The organism is Pseudomonas sp. 39004 (assembly GCF_028682155.1).
Classification (GTDB): domain Bacteria; phylum Pseudomonadota; class Gammaproteobacteria; order Pseudomonadales; family Pseudomonadaceae; genus Aquipseudomonas; species Aquipseudomonas capeferrum.
This window is the reverse complement of the sequence record NZ_JANIAG010000125.1, coordinates 1-16,689: the sequence shown is the minus strand read 5'-3', so window position 1 is coordinate 16,689 and position 16,689 is coordinate 1. Positions and strand designations below refer to the sequence as shown.

Genomic DNA, 16,689 nt, shown 5'->3' with positions numbered 1-16,689 from the left:
ATATTGCCGGCAAGCGGCGAGCAGCCTGCCGAGCACGGCACCTTCCTGATCCCGCGCAGTGCCTACCGCATCGAACACAACTGGGACGTCCTGGGCCTGCGCGGTACCGGTAGCCACGACATCGTGGTCGAAGACGCCTTCGTGCCGGCGCACCGCGTGCAGCGCACCAACAACTGCACCCTTGAGGCGACACCGGGGCGCCTGGTCAACACCAACCCGATCTACGCCATTCCCTTTGCCCAGGTGTTTACCCGTGCCGTGTCGTCATCGGCCATCGGCGCCTTGCAAGGGGCCATCAACGAGTTCCGTGCCAACGCCGCCGCACACATTGGCAAGCATGGCATGCGCACGGCCGACGACCCGGTGGCGCAAACCACGGTGGCCGAGGCGACGATCATCGTCGATGGCCTGCGCCTGGTGCTGGAGCGCAACTACGCGCACCTGCTGGCGCTGGCCGAGGCGGGCGAGTACCCGGACGTCGAAACCCGTCTGCTGTACCGCTACCAGTCCTCCTATGTGACCAATATCTGTGCCGAAAAAGTCAACGAGCTGCTGCGCTGCATGGCCGCGTCCGGGCTGTACAACACCAACCCGGTGGCCAGGCTGTTCCGCGACCTGCACCAGGCGCGCGGGCACATTGCCAACAACTACATGGCCTTCAGCCGCAGCCTGGGGGCGGTGCAACTGGGCCTGCCCAACCCTGACCCCTACGTGTGAGCCGCGCCCGCAGCCCCCTGGCCGCAGCGCCGGGATTATCCGATCACACAGCCAAGGCATAACAACAATGAACGCTAACGCTCAGCCTGCTTCCCACTATGACGTGATCGTCGTTGGCTCCGGCGCCGGTGCGATGACGTCGGCCCTGTTTGCGGCCGACCAGGGCCTCTCGGTACTGGTCGTCGAAAAAAGCGACAAGTTTGGTGGCACGTCGGCGATTTCCGGCGGCGGTATCTGGATCCCCAACAACCACTACTTTGCCGCCAAGGGCGGCCGCGACAGTGTCGACCTGGCGCTGCGCTACCTCAAGGCCGCCACGGGTGAACACGGCGACGAGAAGCGCTTGCGCGCCTACCTTGAACACGCGCCGCAGATGATCCATGCCCTGGAGCAGAGCAGCCATGTGCGCTACGCCGTGGCCGAGAAGTACCCGGATTACTACCCGCAATTGCCCGGCGCACTGCAAGGCGGCCGCACCCTCGACCCGCAGTTGTTCGACACCAGCCTGCTCGGCGACGAGCTGGAAAACCTGCGCAAGCCATCGCCTTCGACCTTGCTCATGGGCCGGGTGGCCTGGACGGCCCGGCATGCCCATAAAGTCATGTCGCGCTCATTCGGTTGGCGCTTGCTGATCGTGGGCCTGATGCTGCGTTACAAGCTGGACTTCAAGTGGCGGCGCAAGGGCCGCCGTGACCGCCGTGCGGCGTTGGGCAGCGCGTTGGTCGCTTCGCTGCGCCGTTCATTGATGGACCGCCAGGTACCGCTGTGGCTGAACACCGACTTTGAAGCGCTGTTGACCGAAAACGGCCGCGTCAGTGGTGTGCAGGTACGCCGTGACGGCCAGGTCGTCGAACTGCATGCCCGGCATGCGGTGATCTTCGGTTCGGGCGGCTTCGAGCAGAACCAGGCGCTGCGCGAGCAGTACCTGCCGCAACCCACCCAACGCAACTGGAGCGCCACGCCACCGGGCAACAACACCGGTGCGGCCTTGCAGGCCGGCCAGGCGCTGGGGGCGGCAACCGCCTTGATGGACTGGGCCTGGTGGGCACCGACCATTGCGGTACCCGGCGAAGACAAACCACGCGGGGTGTTTGCCGAGCGCGCCTTCCCCGGCGCCATCGTGGTCAACGGGCGGGGCCTGCGTTTTGTCAACGAGGCCGCGCCATACCTGGAGTTTGTCGATGCCATGTACCGCGACAACCAGGGCGGCGGCAAGAGCATTCCGGCCTGGGTCATCTTCGATGGGCACTTTCGCTTCAATTACGCCATGGGCCCGTTGATGCCGGCCCAGGTGATGCCCGACAGCCGTTTGCGCAAGGAGTGGCTCAACAGCCTGTACTTCAAGGCCGACAGCCTGGCGGCACTGGCCGGGCAGATCGGCGTCGATGCACAAGGGCTGCAAGAGACCGTGGCGCGCATGAATGCTTACGCGCAAAGCGGTGTCGACCTCGAATTCGGCCGTGGCGGCAACGTCTTCGACCGTTATTACGGCGACAGCAACGTCAAACCCAACCCGTGCCTGGCACCGCTGAGCAAGGGCCCGTATTACGCCATGCGCCTGGACGCCGGCGATATCGGCACCAAGGGTGGGTTGTTGACCAACGAGCATGCCCAGGTGGTTTGCCAGGACGGCGTAGCGATCCCGGGGTTGTATGCCATTGGCAACTGCTCGGCGTCGGTCATGGGCACCAGCTACCCCGGCGCCGGCGGCACGCTCGGCCCGGCCATGACCTTCGGTTACATCGCGGCCAGGCACATTGCCGCCCATGCGTGAGGATTCGCCATGTCTGCTGCTGACAAATCAACCTGCACCGATATCCAACCCGCGCTGCAGGTGGCCGATGCCGAGGCGCTGCGCTGGGATGAGCACTGTGATGTGCTGGTGATTGGCTGGGGCGCTGCGGGTGCCTGCGCAGCCCTTGAAGCGCGCTCCCAGGGCGCTGATGTACTGGTCGCCGACCGCTTCACCGGCGGCGGCGCCAGCGCCAAGAGTGGCGGTGTAGTCTATGCCGGCGGTGGCACTCGCCAGCAGCGTGCTGCGGGTTTTGACGACACGCCCGAGGCGATGTTCGCCTACCTCAAGCACGAGACCCAGGGCGTGGTGGCGGACGCCACCTTGCAGCGCTTTTGCCAGGACAGCGCCAGCAACCTGGCGTGGCTGGAGCGCCAGGGTGCGCCTTACGACCACCGCATGCCGCCCGGTGGCAAGACCTCGTACCCACCCGATGGCTGTTTTCTGTATTACTCCGGCAATGAGACGGTGCCTTCGCACCGCGGTGATTTGCCACCCGCCCCGCGTGGCCACCGGACCGTGGGCAAGGGGCAGTGCGGCGCGGTGCTGTATTCGCACCTGAAGGCTGCATGTTTGCGCGAGGGTGTGCGCGCCCAGGTGCAGGCTGCGGCCCGGCGCCTGGTGGTCGATGACAGCGGCTGTGTGCTGGGCGCGGAGCTCTGGTGCCTGCCTGCTGGCAGCGAAGAGGCGCGGCTGCACGCCAAATGGGCAGCACGTGCCGAGCGTCTGCAAAACTTCGCACCGCGCTACTGCGACACGTTGCGCAAGCGCCTGCACCACCTCGAACGCACCTTTGCCAGGCCACGGCTGGTGCGGGCCAGGCGGGGCGTGGTGTTGAGCACCGGCGGGTTCATTTTCAACCGCGAACTGATCAGCCAGCATGCGCCGAAGTTTCGTCGCAACTTCAAGGTGGGTGCCACCGGCTGCGACGGCAGTGGCTTGCGCCTTGGGCTAAGCGTCGGTGCCGTGGCCGATCGCCTGGCGCGGGTTTCTGCCTGGCGCTTCATCAACCCGCCGCTGTGCTGGCCCAAGGGCATCGTGGTCAACACCCTGGGCCGGCGCTTCGTCAACGAAGAGGTCTACGGCGCCACCCTGGGCCAGCCGCTGTGCGAAGAGCAGGGGGGCAAGGCATGGCTGGTGCTCGACGCCCGCTTGCGCAAGCAGTCCATCAAGCAAGCGCTGTTCTCCGGTTACTGGTGGTTCCAGAGCTTGCCAGCACTGGTGCTGATGCTGTTGCAGGTGCGCAAGGGCCAGAGCATCGAGCAACTGGCGCAGGCCACCGGCATGCGCAGCGATGAGCTGCGCAATGCACTGCAGACCTACAACGCCGCAGCCCGCGGCGATGCCAGCGACCCTTTCGGCAAGTCTGCGCAAAGCCGGCAAGTGCTCGACAAGGGGCCGTTCTATGCCTGCGACATCTCGGTGGGCAACCCGCTGTTTCCGCTGGGCGCGCTGACCCTCGGCGGCCTCAAGGTCGATGAGCACAACGGCGCCGTGCTTGATGGGCAAGGCCAGGCCATCGCTGGCCTGTTCGCGGCGGGCCGTACGGCAATCGGTATCCCTTCGCATTTGTACGTCAGCGGCTTGTCGCTGGCCGATTGTGTGTTTTCCGGACGGCGTGCGGGGCAGGCGGCGGCCGCTGCAGTGGCGCGCAGCACAGTCCACAGCCGTGAGCATCTGATATGAGCCTGGATTATCTGACCCTGCGCGTCACGCGCGTGATTGAAGAAACCGCTGACAGCCGTTCGCTGGAGTTCGAACTACCTGAAGCGCAAATCGCGCATTTTCGCTACCGGCCTGGGCAATTTCTGACCTTGCGTGTGCCCTGCGGTGATGGCTGGTTACCGCGCTGCTACTCGCTGTCCAGCACCCCACTGCTTGATGAGCCGCTGCGGGTGACCATCAAGCGGGTTCGCGACGGGCGCGCCTCGAACTGGCTGTGCGATGCCGTGCAAGCCGGCGATAGCCTGCAGGTGCTGGCCCCGGCCGGTGTCTTCGTGCCGCCGCAGCTGGACACCGACCTGCTGCTGTTCGGTGCCGGCAGCGGGGTAACGCCGATGCTGTCGATCCTGCGCTCGGCGTTGTTGGCCGGTAGCGGGCGGATCTTGCTGGTTTATGCCAACCGCGATGAAGCCTCGGTGATCTTTCGCGAACAGCTCAAGCTGCTGGCCAGCGCCCACCCGCAGCGCTTGCAGGTGATCCACTGGCTGGACTCGGTGCAAGGCATACCGTCGGCCAGCCAGCTGGCCGAGCTGGCACGCCCGTTTGCCCATGCCGAAGCCTTTATCTGTGGGCCCGGGCCGTTCATGGATGCGACGGTCAGCGCGCTGCAGGCCCTCGGCATGCCGGCGGCCAAGGTGCATGTGGAGCGTTTTGTCTCGTTGCCCGAAGAGGGGGCGGTTGCCGTGCCTGTCGCCGTCGACACTGCGCACCCCACCAGCCTGCTTTCGGTACGCCTGGACGGTGAGGAGTTCGAGGTGCCGTGCGCCGAGGGCGAGACCTTGCTCGATGCCATGCGCCGTGCGGGCCTGAGGCCGCCCAGTTCGTGCCTGGTCGGCGCCTGCGCCACCTGCATGTGCACCGTTGAAAGCGGCGCCGTCGAGATGCTGCGCAACGACGCGCTGGAACCCCACGAAATTGACCAGGGCTGGACGCTGGCGTGCCAGTCGCTGGCCCGCAGTGAGCATCTGCGCGTGCTCTTCCCCGAATAACCCGACTGCCGAGTCCGTGACCATGACAGCATGTTCCGTTTCCCCAAGCACCCTGAATACCTGGGACCCGTTGCCCCTCTCGATCCCCGCCCTGCTGTTCGCCAGTGCCGAGCGTTACGCCGGCCGGGCGGCGATCGAGGAGCAGGGTGTTGTTACCGATTACCGTGACCTGCCCGCGCTGGCCCTGCAGGTGTGCCGCAGCTTGATGGCCCTGGGCATCGAAGCGGGTGACCGCGTGGCCATCTGGGCGCCTAACTGCCGCGACTGGGTGATCGCTGCGCTCGGCGTGCATTGCGCCGGCGCGGTGCTGGTCCCGATCAACACGCGTATGAAAGGCGCCGAGGCGGCCGACATCCTGCTGCGCAGCGAGGCCCGTGTGTTGCTGATGCAAGGGCAGTTTCTGGGTGTGGACTACCCGGCAATGCTGCAGCCACTGTGCCCCGTGAGCCTGCAGCAGCGGGTGTTGCTGGGGGCAGCGCAGGCCTGTGCGGGCATAGACCTGGACTGGCCGGCGTTCATTGCCAAAGGCGCTGCGGTCAGTGACTTGCAGGCGCGCCAGCGTGCGGCGGGGGTCGGCCCACGGGACTTGTCCGACCTGTTGTTCACCTCCGGTACCACCGGCAAACCCAAGGGCGTGATGAGCGCCCATGGGCAAACCCTGCGCGCCTTTCACCAGTACGTGAAGGTCATCGGCCTGCTGCCAGGCGACCGCTACCTGATCATCAATCCGTTTTTCCATGCTTTTGGCTACAAGGCCGGCTGGCTGACCTGCCTGCTGGCCGGCGCCACCATCCTGCCGCATGCCGTGTTCGATGCCGAAGCGGTGTTTCAGCGCATTGCCGCCGAGCGCATCAGCGTACTGCCCGGGCCACCGACTCTGTACCTGTCGATGCTGGCGCACCCGCGCCTGGCCCAGACTGACCTGTCGAGCCTGCGCATTGCCGTCACCGGCTCGTCGACCATACCGCCGGTGCTGATCGAGCGCATGCGCCATGAGCTCGGCGTGGCCGTGGTGACCACCGCCTACGGCCTGACCGAATGCGGCGGGTTGGCCACCATCTGCAACCCTGATGACCCGGCAGAAGTGATCGCGGGCACCAGCGGCCGGGCGATCGAGGACACCCAAGTGAGCATCCGCTCGGCGCGCAACGAACCGGTGGCCGCCGGCGAATCGGGGGAGATCTGCCTGCGCGGCTTCCATGTGATGCGCGGCTACTTCAACGACCCCGAGGCCACCGCGCAAGCCATCGACGCTGACGGCTGGCTGCACACCGGTGATATCGGCCACCTCGACGCCAATGGCAACCTGAAGATCACCGACCGGCTCAAGGACATGTTCATCGTCGGGGGCTTCAACTGTTACCCGGCAGAGATCGAGGCCGGCCTGATCGAACACCCGGCCATTGCCCAGGTGGCGGTCATCGGCGTGGCAGATGAGCGCATGGGGGAGGTGGGCTGCGCCTGTGTGGTGCTGCGCCAGGGCCAGCAGCTGGACGCGCCGTCACTCATCGCCTGGGCGCGGGAGCGCATGGCCAACTACAAAGTGCCGCGGCATGTGCGCTTCTTTCAGGCGTTGCCGGTCAATGCATCGAACAAAGTGGTCAAGGGTGAGCTGCGCGACGCAGTGGGTGCCTGAAACGGCAAGGGCGGCGTTGCGCCGCCCTTGCCGTTGGCTTCAACGCCCCTCGAAACGTGCCGGGCGTTTCTCGATGAACGCCTGCATGCCTTCTTGCTGGTCGCGCGAGGCAAACAGCAGGGCATTGGCCTTGCGCTCCAGGGCAAGGCCGGCTTCCAGCGGCGCGTCCATCCCGGCCAGAATCACTTCTTTTATCTGCTCGGCCGCCAAGGGTGGCATCGCGGCGATCACCTCGGCCAGCTTCAGCGCCTGCGCCAGCACCTGGTCATCCTCCACTACCTCGCTGACCAGCCCTGCCACCCAGGCCTCTTCGGCTGTGATCGGCTGCCCGGTCAGCGCCATGCGCATGGCCTTGACCTTGCCCACCGCGCGCACCAGGCGCTGGGTACCGCCGATGCCGGGCATGATGCCGATGCGAATCTCGGGCTGACAAAACCGCGCACTGCGCCCGGCAACGATGATGTCGGCCAGCATCGCCAGCTCGCAGCCACCGCCGTAGGCATAACCACACACCGCTGCAATCACAGGCTTCGGGCAATGCTGGATCGGTGCCCAGACGCGCTCGGTATGGCGCTGGTAGATGTCGATCGGCCCCACCCCCGCCAGGCTGTTGATGTCGCCACCGGCGGCGAACACCGTGTCGCCGCCGGTCAACACGATACAGCGCACCTCGCTGTTGTTGGCCAGCTCGCTGAAGTACTGCGACAGCAATGCCTGCAACGCCAGGCTCAGGGCATTGGTGGCGTGCGGGCGGTTGAGCCGCACCAGGGCGACGCCTTGGGCCGGGTACTCCAGCAGTACCGGCGCGGTCAGTGAGTCAGACATGGTCAACCTCAGGCAGAAGGCGCCAGCGGGCGGGCGCCGTTGCGCGGATTGTTGCGATCACGCCCCCGGTTTTCATCGTCCGTTCAGACGACGAGGGCGGCGCGCATTGCCCTTAGAGTGAAGCTCAATACAGGCTGAGGAATACGCCATGAGCAGTCACGCGGGGCTGGATTACATAGGCAAGGTGGTGTTGGTCACCGGGGGTACCAAAGGCATCGGCGCAGGCATTGCCCGCAGCTTTCTGGCGGCCGGCGCCAAGGTGGTCGTGTGTGGCCGCACAGCGCCCGAGCAACTGCCCCGCGTGGGGCACGCCCAGGCCGATTTCATCGCCGCCGACGTGCGCGACCTGGCCGCGCTGCAAGGCCTGTTCGACACCCTGCGCAAGGACTACGGGCGCCTGGATGTGCTGATCAACAACGCCGGCGGCAGCCCGTCGGCAGAGGCCGCCAGTGCCTCGCCACGGTTTCATGAGGGGGTGATCCGCCTCAACCTGATTGCCCCGTTGAACGTTGCCCAGCAGGCCAACCTGTTGATGCAGGCGCAGGCCGACGGCGGCTGCATCGTCTTCATCGGCAGCATCAGCGGCTTGCGCGCATCCCCAGGCACGGCCGCCTACGGTGCCGCCAAGGCCGGTGTATTGGCCCTGGTGCAGTCGCTGGCTGCGGAATGGGCACCCAAGGTGCGCGTGGTGGCGGTCAGCCCGGGCCTGGTACGCACCGAGCTTGCCCACCTGCATTACGGCGACGATGCCGGTATCGCGGCGGTCAGTGCCGGCATCCCGGCGGGGCGCATGGCCTCGCCCGAAGACATCGGCAACGCCTGCTTGTACATCGCATCCCCCCTGGCCGGTTACGCCAGCGGTTGCAACCTGTTGCTGCACGGGGGCGGCGAGCGCCCGGCTTATCTCGGCGTGGCGCAGGTCGCGCCGCACTGATCGACCCACGTCGGCGTTGCAGTCGCGGGCGCCGCTTAGAACACGCAGGAGACGAACTTGGCTGATCCACAATTGCTATCCGAAGTGCGCGCCCTGATCGGCCGCCAATACGGGCGTGTCAATGCCTGGGACGAGGTCAACGCGCCGATGATTCGCCAGTGGTGCGAAGTCATCGGCCTGGACAACCCGCTCTACACCGACCCTGTGGCTGCAGCCAACAGCTGCAACGACGGCATTGTCGCACCGCCGCCCATGCTGCAGATCTGGTGCATGGAAGGCTTCCACATCAACAACTATGCCCCAGGTTCGACTGCCGAAAACCCTTATGAGGTGCTCGGCCTGATCGAGCGTTATGGCTACCCCTCGGTGGTGGCGGTGAACTCCGAGCTGACCTTCGAGCGCAACCTGCGCCTGGGCGAGAAGCTCTACTACACCACGCGCCTGGAATCGGTCGGCGATGAGAAAACCACCGGCCTGGGCACCGGTTTTTTTGTCACCTTGATCATGGACTACTACGCACAACAGGCCAGCGGTGACGAGAAAGTCGGCGAACTGCTGTTCCGGGTGTTCAAGTTCCGCCCAGCCCAGGCGCACACGCCCGACAAGCCCGCCCAAGCGGAGCCGGTGCTGGCCAAGCGGCCGAAGCCTGGGGTCAGCGATGACACCCGGTACTTCTGGGACGGCTGCAAGCAAGGCCAGTTGCTGATCCAGCGTTGTACCCAGTGCTCGACCTTGCGCCACCCGCCAGCGCCGGTCTGTATCGCCTGTCACAGCTTCGAATGGGACACCCTGGCGGCCAGCGGCAAGGGGCAGCTGTATTCCTTCGTGATCATGCACTACCCCGAGGTGGCGCCGTTCGACCACCCCAACCCGATCGGTCTGATCGAGCTGGACGAAGGCGTGCGCCTGATCGCCGGCCTGGTCGGGGTCGCGCGTGAAGACCTGCGCATCGGTCAGCGTGTGCAGGTCGAGTTCCAGACCTTCGACGACGACCTGGCGTTGCCGTTGTTCCGGCTACTGGCAGAGTAGGGGGCAGCATGGATTTCGAACTCAATGAAGACCAGCGCGCCATTGCCGAAATGGCGGGCAGCCTGATGAGCGATTACTGCACCGACGAGTGTTTGCGCGACTGGGACCTGTCGGGGCAGCCCTACATGCAAGCGCTGTGGGCAAGCTGTGTCGAAACCGGCCTGCACGCACTGGCCATACCGGAGGCTGCCGGCGGCAGTGGCCTGGGCATGACCGAGTTGATCCAGGTGCTCGATGCCCAGGGCGGTGCCTTGGCGCAGGTGCCGCTGTGGCGGCATCAGCTGGCGGCGGCCACCCTGGCTGAATTCGGCGGTGCGGCCCTGGCGCCTTGGGTAGCGCAAGCGGCGACGGCCAGCAGTTTGCTGAGCCTGACCCTCGACGGCCTGAGCAACGTGCGCGGTATCGAGCTGCTGGCGACGGCTGACGGGCCTGACTGGCAGCTGAGCGGGCGCGTTGCAGCGCTGCCGCTGGCCGAACAATCGGCGGCAGCGCTGGTGCCGGCGCGGGTGCTGGGGCAGCCGCGGCTGGTGTTGCTGGACCTGGCTCAAGCCGGTATCTGCAAGGTGCCTGGGGTGATGACCCATGGCGAAGCGCACGCTGAATTACACCTGCAGGGCGTGCGCATCAACGCCAGCCAGGTGCTGCCCGAAGCGGCCCTGGGTTGGCTGGCGCCGCGTGCGATTGCTGCATTGGCCGCATTGCAACTGGGCGTCAGCGCCGAGCAGGTGCACCGCACGGTGGCCTACATCAGCGAGCGCCAGCAGTTCGACCGCGCCATTGGCAGCTTCCAGGCAGTGCAAATGAGCATGGCCGACACCCATGTGCAGCTGGAGGTGCTGCGCAGCGCGCTCTGGCAGCTGTGCTACCGCCTCGACGCGGGCCTGCCGGCCCCCAGCGAGGCCTTGGCCACGGCGTACCTGGCGTGTGAGGCCGGGCACCGTATCGGCCACACCGCACAACACGTGCATGGCGGCATCGGGGTTGACCTGACGTACCCGATTCACCGGTTCCTGTACTGGAGCCGCGCCCTGAGCAGTGCTTTGGGAGGGTCGTCGGCGATCCTGGAGCAGCTTGGCGACTGGCTGAACGAAAACGACACCTTGGGATGGAAATATGACCTCGAAGAACACCAAGCGCTTTGACGACGTGCAGCCCGGCGAACGACTGCCGGAGCTGACGATCCCGATCACCGTCGGCCTGATTGCCGGCGGGGCGATTGCCACCCGTGACTACTTCCCGGGCCATCACGACCTGGAGGCGGCGCGGGCGCTGGGCTCACCGCATATTTTCATGAACATCCTCACCACCAATGGCCTGGTGCAACGCTTCATCGAGCAGTGGACCGGCCCCGAAGTGCAGTTTCGTGCCCTGAAAATCAAGTTGGGGGCACCGAACTACCCCGGGGACAGCATGACCTTCAGTGGTGAAGTGACGCATCAGGATGTCGCGACGCGCAGCCTGGAAGTGACCCTCCGGGGCAAGAACTCCATGGGCAATCACGTGACCGGCACGGTCGCGCTGGTTCTGCCTTAATTCGCGGGGACAACACAGATGATGCATTCGTCGATTTCCGGGCGCGCCGCCATTGTCGGCTTGGGCGCGACCGAGTTTTCCAAGCACTCCGGGCGCACCGAGCTGCGCCTTGCCATGGAAGCCACATTGGCCGCGCTCAAGGACGCGGGTATCGACCCCAGCGAAGTGGAGGGTTTCAGCTCCTACTCGGTGGACAAGGTGCCCGAGTACGAGATTGCACGCTTGCTGGGCTGCAAGGACGTCAAGTTCTTCTCCCAGGTGCCGCACGGCGGCGGTGCGGCATGCGGGCCGGTGATGCACGCGGCGATGGCCGTGGCCACCGGTGTGGCCAAGGTGGTGGTGGTGTACCGGGCGATGAACGAGCGCTCCTGGTACCGCTTTGGCACCGGCAACTATGGCTTCGCCTCGACGCCGACCTTCGAGAACGTCAATTACGGCTGGTACATGCCGCATGGCTTCCATACCCCGGCGGCTTGGGTGGGGATGTTCGCGCAACGCTACATGCACACTTACGGCGCCACCTCCGAAGACTTCGGCCGGGTGGCGGTGGCCGTGCGCGATTTTGCCGCCAGCAACCCCCAGGCGTTCTTCTACGGCAAGCCGATTACCCTGGAAGAGCATCAGGCCTCGCGCTGGATCTGCGAGCCCCTGCACCTGCTCGATTGCTGCCAGGAGTCCGATGGGGCGGTGGCGATGGTCATCACCTCGGCCGAGCGTGCCCGTGATCTGAAGCAAAAACCGGTGATCATCAAGGCCGGCGCCCAGGGCATCAGTGCTGGCCAGCAAGTGATGACCTCGTATTACCGCGACGACATTACCGGCCTGCCCGAGATGGGCGTGGTTGCCAAGGCGCTGTACGGCCAGTCGGGGCTGGGCCCGGACGCGTTTCAGACGGCAATCATCTACGACCACTTCACCCCCTTCGTGCTGCCGCAGCTGGAAGAGTTCGGCTTTGTCGAACGCGGGGAGGCGAAGGCGTTCATCCGCGCCGGCCACCATGCCCGTGGTGGCAAGCTGCCGATCAATACCCATGGCGGCCAGTTGGGCGAGGCCTACATCCACGGCATGAATGGCATTGCCGAAGCGGTACGCCAGGTGCGCGGTACGGCCGTGAACCAGGTGGCCGATGTAGAAAACGTGCTGGTCACCGCCGGTACCGGCGTGCCCACCAGCGGCCTGATTCTCGGCGCGGTTTGAGGAGTGCCCCCATGTTCGTCGACCTTACCCCCGAGCAGCGAGCGCTGCGCCTGAAGGTTCGGGATTATTTCCAGAACCTGATGACCCCCGAACTGCGCCAGCAGATGCGCGGCACCGAAGGCGGCGAGCTGTTTCGCCGCACCATCGCGCAGATCGGCCGTGACGGCTGGCTCGCCGTAGGCTGGCCAAAAGCCTATGGCGGCCAGGGCTACGCGGCCACCGAGCAGTTGATATTCTTCGAAGAGGCCAATATTGCCGGTGCGCCGCTGCCGTTCGTGACCATCAGCACGGTCGGACCGGCCTTGATGGCCCATGGCTCGGCGCTGCAGAAAGAGAAGTTTCTGCCCGGTATCGCCGCCGGTGAAATCAACTTTGCCATCGGTTACTCCGAAGCCAGCGCCGGCAGCGACCTGGCGGTGCTGAAAACCAGCGCGCGTGAAGATGCCGAGGGTTTTCTGGTCAATGGCAGCAAGCTTTGGACATCCGGCGCCGACTCGGCCGATTACATCTGGCTGGCGGCCCGTACCGACCCCGAACGGCCGCGCCACAGGGGCATATCGATCCTGATTCTGGACACCCAGGCCGAGGGCTTTTCCAGCACGCTGATCCCAACCTCGGGAAACCCCACGGCGGCCACGTATTACGATAACGTACGGGTCCCCCGGGAGATGCTGGTGGGCGAGCTGCACGGTGGCTGGAAGCTGATCACCGCGCAGCTCAATCACGAGCGCCTGGGCCTGGGCGCCTGGTCGGACAAAGTGGTCAGCCTGTTCAGCCGGGTGTACCTGTGGGCGCGTTGCGCCGACGAGCAGGGCCAGCGTGCCACCGACCATGCCTGGGTACGGCGTGATCTGGCAGAGTGCTATGCCAGGCTTGAGGCCATGCGCCTGATCAACTTCCGCATCGCCGCCGACCTTGAGCGCGACCGGGTTGATGTCGCGCTCGCGTCGACCACCAAAGTTTATGGCTCGGAGTCGGCTATCGAAATCCTGCGCAAGTTGTCGGCCATCGTCGGTGCCAGTGGCTTGACCCGTGCAGGCTCAGCGGCCGCCTACCTGCTGGGTGAGCTGGAGTATGAAGTACGGGCTTCGGTGAACCTGACCTTTGGCGGTGGCACCAATGAAATCCAGCGCGAGTTGATCGCCCAGTTTGGTCTGGGCATGCCACGCGCGCAGCGTTGAACCACCGCCAAATGAATAACAATAACGTCCCTGCAAGGTGAACGAATGAGCGCAATCGAGCAATTCAGGCAAGCGACGCGTGACTGGCTGGAGGCCAATTGCCCCGCGTCGCTGCGCACGCCTACCCCCGACGGGGAGATCGTCTGGGGCGGCCGTCAGGTGGACTTCCCGAGCGACGATGCCCGCGTGTGGTTCGAGCGCATGCGCGACAAAGGTTGGTTTTGCCCACAATGGCCCGTCGAGTACGGCGGCGCAGGCCTGAGTGCCGAGTACAACGCCGTGCTCGAAAGCGAACTGCGCAGGCTCAAGTGCCGGCCGGCGCAAATCAACCTGGGTATCTGGATGCTCGGCCCGGTGCTGCTGGAATTTGCCAGCGAGGCACAGAAGCAGGCGCTGCTGCCGCCGATGTGCCGCGGCGAAGTGCGCTGGTGCCAGGGCTTTTCCGAACCCAATGCCGGCTCCGACCTTGCCAGCCTGAAAACCTCGGCCATCGCCGAGGGCGATGACTTCGTGATCAATGGCACCAAGATCTGGACCTCCTACGGCGACAAATCCGACTGGATGTATGCGCTGGTGCGCACCGACCCCAAGGCGCCGAAGCACCAGGGTATCAGCCTGATCGTGCTGGACATGACAAGCCCCGGGGTGAGCGTAGCGCCGATCGACCTGATCAGCGGCAAGTCGGCGTTCTGCCAGGTGTTCTTCGACAATGTCCGGGTGCCGCGAAGCCAGCTGATCGGCCCGCTCAACGGCGGCTGGGACCTGGGCAAGCGCTTGTTGCAGCACGAGCGCAAGGCCATGTCCAAGTTCGGCGAGTTCAGCCTGCCAACGCATTTCCACCTGCTGCCGCTGATCGAGCAATACCTGCCCGCCAGCCAGGCACCCGCCGACCAGGCGTTGCGCGCCCGTGCCCAGGCCTGTGCGATGAACGAGCACGCCTACAACCTGACCGTGCAGCGCATGGGCGAGGAGGGGCGGGCCGGCAGGGACACCAGCGCGCTGATGGCAATCATGAAGCTGGTGCATACCGAGCAGGAGCGCGACAAGTTCGAGGTGCTGCTCGACGCCCTCGGCTATCGCGCGCTGGGTGTTGCCGATCAGCCGTTCAGTGCCCAGGAACTGGCGATTACTCGCGGCTGGCTCAACAGCTATGCCTTGACCATCTCTGGCGGCTCGTCGGAAGTGCAGTTGAATGTGATCGCCAAGCGGGTCTTGAACCTGCCAAGCGCCTAAGGGGAGTTTGACCATGAGTCTGGTGTATAGCGATGAGCAACGCCTGTTGGCCGACAGTGCCCATGAGTTTCTGGCGGCGCGCAGCCCGGTAGCGGCGCAGCGCCAGCTGCGAGACCTGGCACAGCCGTCGGGGTATGACCGGCAGGTGTGGCAAGAGGCTGTTGGCCTAGGTTGGACTGCCATACCGTTTCCCGAGGCCCTGGGTGGGCTGGATTTTGGTTGCATGGGCCTGGGGCCGATTTTCGAAGCCATTGGCAAGAACCTCTCGGCGTCGCCGTTGTTGTCCAGCGTGGTGCTGGGGGGCTCGCTACTGCACTTGGCGGGCTCACCTGCGCAGCAGGACCCGTGGCTGACGGCGCTGATCAGCGGTGAGCGGCGCCTGGCCCTGGCGCTGGATGAAAAGCCGCGGCACGACCCGGCCCACACCGCACTGGCGGCGACGGCCGTGCCGGGCGGTTACCGCCTGGATGGCGAGAAGTATTTCGTGATTGACGGCCTTGGCGCGGATGCCTACCTGGTGGCGGCCCGTACGGCCGGGCAGGCCGGGGAAGAGCAGGGGGTCAGTCTGTTCCTGGTGCCGGCCGACACGCCGGGGCTGCAGGCCAATGCGCTGTCGTTGATCGATTCACGCAACTGCGCGTGGCTGCGCCTGAATGCCGTGCAGCTTTGCGAGGATGCCTTGCTCGGCAGCGCAGGCGCGGCCTGGGCAGCGCTGGACGAAGCCCTCGACCGCGGCCGGGTGTGCCTGGCGGCAGAAATGCTTGGCGCTGCCGAGCAGCTGTTTGCCATGACCCTGGAATACCTCAAGACCCGCGTGCAGTTCGATGTGCCGATCGGTTCGTTCCAGGCCCTGCAGCACCGGGCGGCACGCTTGTACGTGGAGTTGCAGCTGGCCCGCAGCGCGGTGATGGCCGGGTTGTCGGCACTGGATGACGGCACGCTGAGCGCCAGCGAACGTGGCCGCCTGGTCAGCCTGGCCAAATGGAAGGCCGGTGAAACCGCGGCGCAGGTCAGCAATGAAGCGGTGCAGATGCATGGCGGCATCGGCGTCACCGACGAGCTGGACGTCGGCCTGTACCTCAAGCGCATTCGGGTGGCTCAGGCCTGCCTGGGTGACAGTGACTTTCAGTGCGCGCGCTATGGCGCCCTCAAGTCTTTGGAGAAGTGAACAATGAACCTGCAACAGTGGCGTACCACCTGGCAGCAGTTGATTGGCCCAGGCTCGCCGTACGAGGTGGTGTCTGCGGCCGAGGGTGGGGTACGGTATTTTCGCTATGCGGCCGCGAACCTGCTTGAGGCCATCGATATCGGCCGTGCGCACGGCGAGCGTGAGTTTCTGGTATGGGAGCAGCAGCGCCTGACCTTCACCGCGTTCTTTGACCAGGCCGACCGGCTGGCCGCGCAACTGGTGCAGCGCTTTGCGGTGCGCCCAGGTGATCGGGTAGCCATCGCCATGCGCAACCAGCCGGCGTGGCTGGTGGCGTTCGTCGCCATCCAGCGCTGTGGGGCGGTGTGTGTACCGCTCAACAGCTGGGGGCTGCGTGACGAGTTGTTCCATGGCCTGCAGGACAGCGGCGCCCAGGTGCTGGTGTGCGACGAACAGCGCCAGCAGCTGTTGGCAGGCGACCTGCTCGAAGAGCGGCTACTCAGTATTGTGGTCGGCATGCCGCCGGGGCAACCGTTGCCGGCCAACTGCCAGCGTTTCGAGGCGCTGATCGAGGCCCCCGCGCTGAGCTTGCCAGCGATCACCATCGCCCTGGATGACCCTGCGCTGATCCTCTACACCTCTGGTACCACCAGCCGCGCCAAAGGTGTGCTTTCCAGTCACCGGGCCATTTGCCAGGCATTGGCAGCGCTGGAGTTTCAGGCCGCGTTCTGCGCCATGAGCTCGCCCGAGCGGA

The 16,689-nt window shown here is 65.6% G+C and carries 14 protein-coding genes and 1 pseudogene; 14 read left to right on the top strand and 1 reads right to left on the bottom strand.

Going from position 1 to position 16,689, the window contains the following annotated elements; translation table 11 throughout:
* The 5 genes and pseudogenes from NP534_RS19525 to NP534_RS19505 form a co-directional block, all read left to right on the top strand.
* Positions 1–717: pseudogene (locus NP534_RS19525) on the top strand (flavin-dependent monooxygenase); the annotation flags it as partial.
* 67 nt (positions 718–784) lie between these two features.
* Positions 785–2,491, top strand: coding sequence for an FAD-dependent oxidoreductase (locus NP534_RS19520; RefSeq protein ID WP_274099785.1), 1,707 nt, complete (start codon positions 785–787; stop codon positions 2,489–2,491).
* 9 nt (positions 2,492–2,500) lie between these two features.
* The gene (locus tag NP534_RS19515; protein ID WP_274099784.1) at positions 2,501–4,195 is read left to right on the top strand and encodes an FAD-binding protein; all 1,695 of its coding nucleotides are present in this window, start codon (positions 2,501–2,503) and stop codon (positions 4,193–4,195) included.
* Complete coding sequence (locus NP534_RS19510; protein WP_274099783.1) at positions 4,192–5,220, top strand: ferredoxin--NADP reductase; 1,029 nt, start codon at positions 4,192–4,194, stop codon at positions 5,218–5,220. The genes NP534_RS19515 and NP534_RS19510 overlap by 4 nt, the downstream gene beginning before the upstream one ends.
* Positions 5,221–5,242: 22 nt before the next feature.
* Positions 5,243–6,856 carry a FadD3 family acyl-CoA ligase gene (locus NP534_RS19505; protein ID WP_274099782.1) on the top strand — a complete coding sequence of 538 codons (1,614 nt, stop codon included), beginning with the start codon at positions 5,243–5,245 and terminating at the stop codon, positions 6,854–6,856.
* 39 nt (positions 6,857–6,895) lie between these two features.
* On the opposite strand, the gene NP534_RS19500 is transcribed toward NP534_RS19505, so the two are convergent.
* Positions 6,896–7,681: an enoyl-CoA hydratase gene (locus NP534_RS19500; RefSeq protein WP_274099781.1), complete on the bottom strand. Its 786-nt coding sequence runs from the start codon at positions 7,679–7,681 to the stop codon at positions 6,896–6,898.
* Positions 7,682–7,829: 148 nt separating this feature from the next.
* Between NP534_RS19500 and NP534_RS19495 the strand changes: the two genes are divergently transcribed.
* The 9 genes from NP534_RS19495 to NP534_RS19455 form a co-directional block, all read left to right on the top strand.
* Positions 7,830–8,615 carry an SDR family oxidoreductase gene (locus tag NP534_RS19495; protein ID WP_274099780.1) on the top strand — a complete coding sequence of 262 codons (786 nt, stop codon included), beginning with the start codon at positions 7,830–7,832 and terminating at the stop codon, positions 8,613–8,615.
* 57 nt (positions 8,616–8,672) lie between these two features.
* Complete coding sequence (locus NP534_RS19490) at positions 8,673–9,644, top strand: bifunctional MaoC family dehydratase N-terminal/OB-fold nucleic acid binding domain-containing protein (RefSeq protein ID WP_274099779.1); 972 nt, start codon at positions 8,673–8,675, stop codon at positions 9,642–9,644.
* 8 nt (positions 9,645–9,652) lie between these two features.
* Positions 9,653–10,786, top strand: coding sequence for an acyl-CoA dehydrogenase family protein (locus tag NP534_RS19485; RefSeq protein ID WP_274099778.1), 1,134 nt, complete (start codon positions 9,653–9,655; stop codon positions 10,784–10,786).
* Entirely contained in the window at positions 10,758–11,177 is a 420-nt protein-coding gene (locus NP534_RS19480) for a MaoC family dehydratase (protein ID WP_274099777.1), read from the top strand. The genes NP534_RS19485 and NP534_RS19480 overlap by 29 nt, the downstream gene beginning before the upstream one ends.
* A gap of 18 nt (positions 11,178–11,195) precedes the next feature.
* Complete coding sequence (locus tag NP534_RS19475) at positions 11,196–12,374, top strand: lipid-transfer protein (protein ID WP_274099776.1); 1,179 nt, start codon at positions 11,196–11,198, stop codon at positions 12,372–12,374.
* A gap of 11 nt (positions 12,375–12,385) precedes the next feature.
* The gene (locus tag NP534_RS19470) at positions 12,386–13,555 is read left to right on the top strand and encodes an acyl-CoA dehydrogenase family protein (protein ID WP_186664355.1); all 1,170 of its coding nucleotides are present in this window, start codon (positions 12,386–12,388) and stop codon (positions 13,553–13,555) included.
* A 45-nt stretch (positions 13,556–13,600) separates the two neighbouring features.
* Positions 13,601–14,788 carry an acyl-CoA dehydrogenase family protein gene (locus NP534_RS19465; protein WP_274099775.1) on the top strand — a complete coding sequence of 396 codons (1,188 nt, stop codon included), beginning with the start codon at positions 13,601–13,603 and terminating at the stop codon, positions 14,786–14,788.
* Between the two features lie 13 nt (positions 14,789–14,801).
* The gene (locus NP534_RS19460) at positions 14,802–15,956 is read left to right on the top strand and encodes an acyl-CoA dehydrogenase family protein (RefSeq protein ID WP_274099774.1); all 1,155 of its coding nucleotides are present in this window, start codon (positions 14,802–14,804) and stop codon (positions 15,954–15,956) included.
* Positions 15,957–15,959: 3 nt separating this feature from the next.
* Positions 15,960–16,689: AMP-binding protein (locus tag NP534_RS19455; RefSeq protein WP_274099773.1), on the top strand; the 730-nt coding region annotated here is incomplete at its 3' end.

Excerpts from the sequence above, each read along its gene's own strand:
- NP534_RS19515 (WP_274099784.1), top strand. The coding sequence starts at position 2,501 with ATGTCTGCTGCTGACAAATCAACCTGCACCGATATCCAACCCGCGCTG.
- NP534_RS19495 (WP_274099780.1), top strand. The coding sequence starts at position 7,830 with ATGAGCAGTCACGCGGGGCTGGATTACATAGGCAAGGTGGTGTTGGTC.
- NP534_RS19470 (WP_186664355.1), top strand. The coding sequence starts at position 12,386 with ATGTTCGTCGACCTTACCCCCGAGCAGCGAGCGCTGCGCCTGAAGGTT.
- NP534_RS19475 (WP_274099776.1), top strand. The coding sequence starts at position 11,196 with ATGATGCATTCGTCGATTTCCGGGCGCGCCGCCATTGTCGGCTTGGGC.
- NP534_RS19505 (WP_274099782.1), top strand. The coding sequence starts at position 5,243 with ATGACAGCATGTTCCGTTTCCCCAAGCACCCTGAATACCTGGGACCCG.
- NP534_RS19485 (WP_274099778.1), top strand. The coding sequence starts at position 9,653 with ATGGATTTCGAACTCAATGAAGACCAGCGCGCCATTGCCGAAATGGCG.
- NP534_RS19480 (WP_274099777.1), top strand. The coding sequence starts at position 10,758 with ATGACCTCGAAGAACACCAAGCGCTTTGACGACGTGCAGCCCGGCGAA.
- NP534_RS19520 (WP_274099785.1), top strand. The coding sequence starts at position 785 with ATGAACGCTAACGCTCAGCCTGCTTCCCACTATGACGTGATCGTCGTT.
- NP534_RS19465 (WP_274099775.1), top strand. The coding sequence starts at position 13,601 with ATGAGCGCAATCGAGCAATTCAGGCAAGCGACGCGTGACTGGCTGGAG.
- NP534_RS19500 (WP_274099781.1), bottom strand. The coding sequence starts at position 7,681 with ATGTCTGACTCACTGACCGCGCCGGTACTGCTGGAGTACCCGGCCCAA.
- NP534_RS19460 (WP_274099774.1), top strand. The coding sequence starts at position 14,802 with ATGAGTCTGGTGTATAGCGATGAGCAACGCCTGTTGGCCGACAGTGCC.
- NP534_RS19510 (WP_274099783.1), top strand. The coding sequence starts at position 4,192 with ATGAGCCTGGATTATCTGACCCTGCGCGTCACGCGCGTGATTGAAGAA.